At 72.3% G+C, this 6,000-nt stretch carries 3 protein-coding genes; all 3 read left to right on the top strand.

Annotation, left to right across the window (positions count from 1 at the left end):
• On the top strand, positions 1 to 523 hold a 523-nt coding region (locus PKY62_RS11635; protein ID WP_324537138.1), incomplete at its 5' end, for a prolipoprotein diacylglyceryl transferase family protein.
• A gap of 167 nt (positions 524 to 690) precedes the next feature.
• Complete coding sequence (gene gltB, locus PKY62_RS11630) at positions 691 to 5,247, top strand: glutamate synthase large subunit (protein ID WP_324537136.1); 4,557 nt, start codon at positions 691 to 693, stop codon at positions 5,245 to 5,247.
• Positions 5,240 to 6,000: glutamate synthase subunit beta (locus PKY62_RS11625; protein WP_324537134.1), on the top strand; the 761-nt coding region annotated here is incomplete at its 3' end. The genes gltB and PKY62_RS11625, both read left to right, overlap by 8 nt.

The following is a 6,000-nucleotide window of genomic DNA, read 5'->3' as shown; positions in this document are numbered from 1 at the left end:
CGTCTTCGCGGACGCCGTGGCCCCGGGGCTGCTCGTGGCCCAGCCTCTCGGCCGGCTCGGCAACTGGTTCAACCAGGAGCTCTTCGGCGGGCCCACCACCCTGCCGTGGGGCCTGGAGATCGACCCGACCAACCCCTCGTTCCCCGAAGGTCTGCCGCCGGACACGCTGTTCCACCCGACGTTCCTCTACGAGATGATCTGGAACCTCGGCGCGGCCGCGCTGCTGCTGTGGCTCGACCGGCGCTACCGCTGGGGCCACGGAAGGGTGTTCTGGGCCTACGTGCTGGCGTACACGACCGGCCGGCTGTGGATCGAGCTGCTGCGGATCGACCCGGCGCACACCATCGCCGGGCTGCGTCTGAACGTCTGGACGTCCATCCTGGTGGGGCTGGGCGCGCTGGTAGCCTTCGTCCTGGTCGGACGCCGGCACCCCGGGCGCGAGACCACCGTGCTGCTCCGAGCACCGGGGGAGACGGCCCACGACGCCGAGCCCTCCGGCGGCGAGGCCCCCCATCCGGAGTGAGCCGGACGCCTCCCAGCCGGAGGAGCGAGCGTGAGACCATGGACACCACGTCGCGACCCGGCCCCTGGGCGACCAGCGGGTATCGTCGCGTCGTTTGGGCCGACGGCGTCCCTGGACTTCCCTGACCACGAACCCGGGCTCGCTCGGGCCCAGCGAGGACGGTGCACATGAGCCGGCCGGTCCACCAGACGGTGCCCACGGCACAGGGTCTGTACAACCCTGCAGCGGAGCACGACGCCTGCGGCGTCGCGTTCGTCGCGACCCTGCGGGGCACGCCCGGTCGGGACATCGTCGACGCCGGGCTCACGGCCCTGCTCAACCTGGACCACCGCGGCGCCGTCGGCGCCGAGAAGGAGTCCGGCGACGGCGCCGGGATCCTCACCCAGGTGCCCGACGCCTTCCTGCGCGACGTCGTGGACGCCGAGCTGCCGCCCGCCGGCCACTACGCCATCGGCCTGGCCTTCCTGCCGACCGACGAGGCGCAGCAGCGCGCGGCCGTCGCGGCGATCGACGCGCTCGTCGTCGCCGAGGGGCTGGAGACGCTGGCCTGGCGCGACGTGCCCGTCACGGCGGGTCTCGTGGGCCCCACGGCCCGTGCGACGATGCCGGCCTTCCGCCAGCTGGTCGTCGCCGACCCGGCCCGCTCCCTGGCCGGGATCGACCTGGACCGCCGGGCGTTCCGCGTGCGCAAGCGCGCCGAGCACGAGCTGGGCGTCTACTTCGCCTCGCTGTCCGCGCGCACCCTCACCTACAAGGGGATGCTCACCACGGGGCAGCTCGAGCCGTTCTTCCCCGACCTGTCTGACCCGCGCTACGCCTCTGAGCTCGCGCTCGTGCACTCGCGGTTCTCGACCAACACCTTCCCGTCCTGGCCGCTCGCGCAGCCGTTCCGGCTGCTCGCGCACAACGGCGAGATCAACACGGTGCGGGCCAACCGCAACTGGATGGCCGCGCGGCAGAGCACGCTGAGCAGCGACGTCCTGGGCGACCTCGAGCCGCTCAAGCCCATCTGCACGGAGGGTGGCAGCGACTCCGGCACCTTCGACGAGGTGCTCGAGCTGTTGCACCTCGCGGGCCGCAGCATGCCGCACGCGATCCTCATGATGGTGCCCGAGGCGTGGGAGAACCACGCCGAGATGGACCCGGACCGTCGTGCGTTCTACGAGTACCACTCGACCCTCATGGAGCCGTGGGACGGCCCGGCCGCCCTGGCGTTCACCGACGGCACCGTCATCGGCGCGGTCCTGGACCGCAACGGGCTGCGCCCCGGCCGCTACTGGGTGACGGACGACGGTCTGGTGGTGCTCGCCAGCGAGGCGGGCGTGCTCGACCTCGACCCGAGCACCGTGGTCCGCAAGGGCCGCCTCGAGCCCGGCAAGATGTTCCTCGTCGACACGGGTGCCGGCCGGATCGTCGGCGACGACGAGGTCAAGTCCCAGCTCGCTGCCCAGCGCCCCTACGCGCAGTGGGTCGCCGACCACTCGGTGTTCCTCGACCAGCTGCCCGAGCGCGAGCACGTCGAGCACAGCCCGGCGTCGGTGCGCCGACGCCAGCGCGCCTTCGGGTACACCGAGGAGGAGCTCAAGGTCCTGCTCTCCCCGATGGCAGCCAACGGCTACGAGCCCCTGGGCGCGATGGGCTCCGACACCCCGATCGCCGTGCTGTCGGCCCGGCCGCGGCTCCTCTTCGACTACTTCACGCAGATGTTCGCGCAGGTCACCAACCCGCCGCTCGACGCGATCCGCGAAGAGCTCGTCACCTCGATCGGCGGCGCGATCGGCCCCGAGCCCAACCTCCTCGCCGACCTGCCGGAGCACGCGCGCAAGCTCATGCTCCCCTTCCCGGTGCTCGACAACGACCAGCTGGCCAAGATCGTCCGGGTCGACCGTGACCCCGCCCTCGCCGGCATCTTCCGCTCGATCATCGTGCGCGGCCTGTACAAGGTCGACGGCGGCGCCCCGGCGCTCGAGCACCGGCTCGAGGAGATCTTCGCCGAGGTCGACCAGGCGATCGACGACGGCGTGAGCTTCATCGTGCTCTCGGACCGCGAGTCCGACGCCGACCACGCGCCCATCCCCTCGCTCCTGCTGTCCTCCGCGGTGCACCACCACCTGCTGCGCCGGCACACGAGGACCAAGATCAGCCTCGTGGTCGAGGCCGGCGACGTGCGCGAGGTGCACCACGTCGCGCTCCTCATCGGGTTCGGCGCCGCTGCGGTCAACCCGTACCTCGCGATGGAGACCGTCGAGGGCCTCGCGCGGGACGGCTCGCTGAGCGTCACCCCCGAGAAGGCCGTCGCGCACCTCATCAAGGCCCTGGGCAAGGGCGTGCTCAAGGTGATGAGCAAGATGGGGATCTCGACCATCGCGTCGTACCGCGGTGCGCAGGTCTTCGAGGCCCTCGGGCTGTCCCAGGAGGTCGTGGACCGGTACTTCGCCGGCACCACGAGCCGCCTGGGTGGCGTGGGCCTGGACGTCCTGGCCGCCGAGGTCGCCGCGCGGCACGCCGACGCCTACCCGGCGTCCGGCAACCCGCAGGCGCACCGCCGGCTCAACGTGGGCGGCGAGTACCAGTGGCGCCGGGACGGCGAGGAGCACCTCTTCGACCCGGAGACGGTCTTCCGGCTCCAGCACTCGACGCGCACGCGCCAGCTCGACGTGTTCCGCCAGTACACCCGGCGGGTCGACGACCAGGCCGAGCGCCTCATGACGCTGCGCGGCCTGCTGCGGTTCGCCGAGGGCGCCCGCCCCGCCGTGCCGCTCGAGGAGGTCGAGCCGATCGGCGACATCATCGCCCGCTTCAGCACGGGCGCGATGTCCTACGGCTCCATCTCGATGGAGGCGCACGAGACGCTGGCCATCGCGATGAACCGGCTCGGCGCGCGGTCGAACACCGGCGAGGGGGGCGAGGACCCCGAGCGCCTGCACGACCCGGCCCGGCGCAGCGCCATCAAGCAGGTGGCGTCCGGGCGGTTCGGCGTGACGTCGGAGTACCTGACCAACGCGACGGACCTGCAGATCAAGATGGCCCAGGGCGCCAAGCCGGGCGAGGGCGGCCAGCTGCCCGGCCCGAAGGTCTACCCGTGGATCGCGCAGACCCGGCACTCCACGCCCGGCGTCGGGCTCATCTCCCCGCCGCCGCACCACGACATCTACTCGATCGAGGACATCGCCCAGCTCATCCACGACCTCAAGAACGCGAACCCGGTCGCCCGGGTGCACGTCAAGCTGGTCAGCGAGTTCGGCGTCGGCACGGTCGCGACGGGCGTGTCCAAGGCGCACGCCGACGTGGTCCTCATCTCCGGGCACGACGGCGGCACGGGTGCGAGCCCGCTGACGTCGCTCAAGCACGCTGGCACCCCGTGGGAGATCGGCCTGGCCGAGACCCAGCAGACCCTGGTGCTCAACAACCTGCGCGACCGGATCGTCGTGCAGGTCGACGGCCAGCTCAAGACCGGCCGTGACGTGGTCATCGGTGCGCTGCTGGGTGCCGAGGAGTTCGGCTTCGCCACGGCGCCCCTGGTGGTCAGCGGGTGCGTCATGATGCGCGTGTGCCACCTGGACACCTGTCCCGTGGGCGTCGCGACGCAGAACCCCGAGCTCCGGGCACGGTTCAACGGCAAGCCCGAGTTCGTGGAGACCTTCTTCGAGTTCATCGCCACGGAGGTGCGCGAGTACCTCGCGGCGCTCGGCTTCCGCTCGATCGCCGAGGCGGTCGGCCACGTCGAGATGCTCGACACGCGGGCAGCGATCGACCACTGGAAGGCCGTGGGGCTCGACCTGTCGCCGGTGCTCGCCCGGCCCGAGCCGGCGCCCGGGTCGTCGCTGCGCAACACCACGACGCAGGACCACGGCCTCGACAAGGCGCTGGACAACCAGCTCATCTCCCTGGCCGCTGCGGCGCTCGAGCACGGGGAGAAGGTCGCGATCGACCTGCCGGTGCGCAACGTCAACCGGACCGTCGGCACGATGCTCGGCCATGAGGTCACCCTGCGCCACGGCGGCGCCGGCCTGCCAGACGGCACGATCGACGTGACCCTCACGGGGTCGGCCGGGCAGTCGCTCGGCGCCTTCCTGCCGCGCGGCGTGACCCTGCGGCTCTTCGGCGACGCGAACGACTACGTCGGCAAGGGCCTTTCCGGCGGGCGCATCGTCGTCCGTCCCGACCTGGCCTCCGTGCTGGCGGGCCAGCAGGACGTCATCGCCGGCAACGTCATCGGCTACGGCGCGACGTCGGGGGAGATCTACCTCCGCGGCGTCGTCGGCGAGCGGTTCGCCGTGCGCAACTCCGGTGCGACGCTCGTCGTCGAGGGCGTCGGCGACCACGGCTGCGAGTACATGACGGGCGGCGCCGTCATGGTGCTCGGCCGCACGGGCCGCAACTTCGGTGCCGGGATGTCGGGTGGGCACGCCTTCGTGCTCGACCTGCGCCCCGAGCTGGTCAACCAGCCGGCCCGCCTGTCCGGCGAGCTCGCGCTCGACGCCGTCGGCCCCGAGCACGCCGGCCTCGTCGAGCGGCTGCTGCGCACGCACCTCGCCGAGACCGGCTCGCCGCTCGCGGCCGAGCTGCTCACGGACGTCCCCGCGGCACTGGCCCGGTTCACCCGGGTGGTGCCGACCGAGTACGAGCGCATGCTCGCCACCCTCGCAGACGCCAAGGAGCAGGGGCTGGACCCCAGCGCCCCCGGTGTCTGGGAGCACATCCTGGAGGTGTCGCATGGCTGACCCCCGCGGGTTCCTCAAGGTGCGCCAGCGCGAGCTGCCACCGAGCCGGCCGGTGCCGGTGCGCCTGCTCGACTACCGCGACGTCCAGGCGGACCTCGCCGGCTCCGGCGCGAACGCCGCGCGCCTCACGGCGCAGGCCGGGCGCTGCATGGACTGCGGCATCCCGTTCTGCCACCAGGGCTGCCCGCTGGGCAACCTCATCCCCGAGTGGAACCACCTCGTGTGGACCGGGCAGTGGGCCGAGGCCAGCGACCGGCTGCACGCGACGAACAACTTCCCGGAGTTCACCGGGCGGATCTGCCCTGCGCCGTGCGAGACCTCGTGCGTGCTGGGCATCTCCGAGCCGCCCGTGACGATCAAGAACGTCGAGGTCTCGATCGTCGACGAGGCGTTCGAGCGCGGGCTCATCACCCCCCAGGTGCCCCACTTCCTCACGGGCAACACCGTCGCCGTCGTCGGCTCGGGGCCCGCCGGGCTGGCCGCGGCCCAGCAGCTCACCCGGGCCGGGCACACCGTCGCGGTCTTCGAGCGGGCGGACCGCATCGGTGGCCTGCTGCGCTACGGCGTGCCGGACTTCAAGCTCGAGAAGCGGCACATCGACCGCCGCGTCGCGCAGATGGAGGCCGAGGGCACGCGGTTCCGGCCGGGCGTCGAGATCGGCACGGACATCACCTGGACCGAGCTGCGCGCGCGGTACGACGCGGTCCTCGTCGCGATCGGCTCGACCACGCCACGACTGCTCACGGTGCCGGG

The organism is Actinotalea sp., from assembly GCF_035443605.1.
Lineage (GTDB): Bacteria > Actinomycetota > Actinomycetes > Actinomycetales > Cellulomonadaceae > Actinotalea.
The sequence above is the reverse complement of the archived record's forward strand: the minus strand, read 5'-3'. Positions and strand labels throughout refer to the sequence as shown.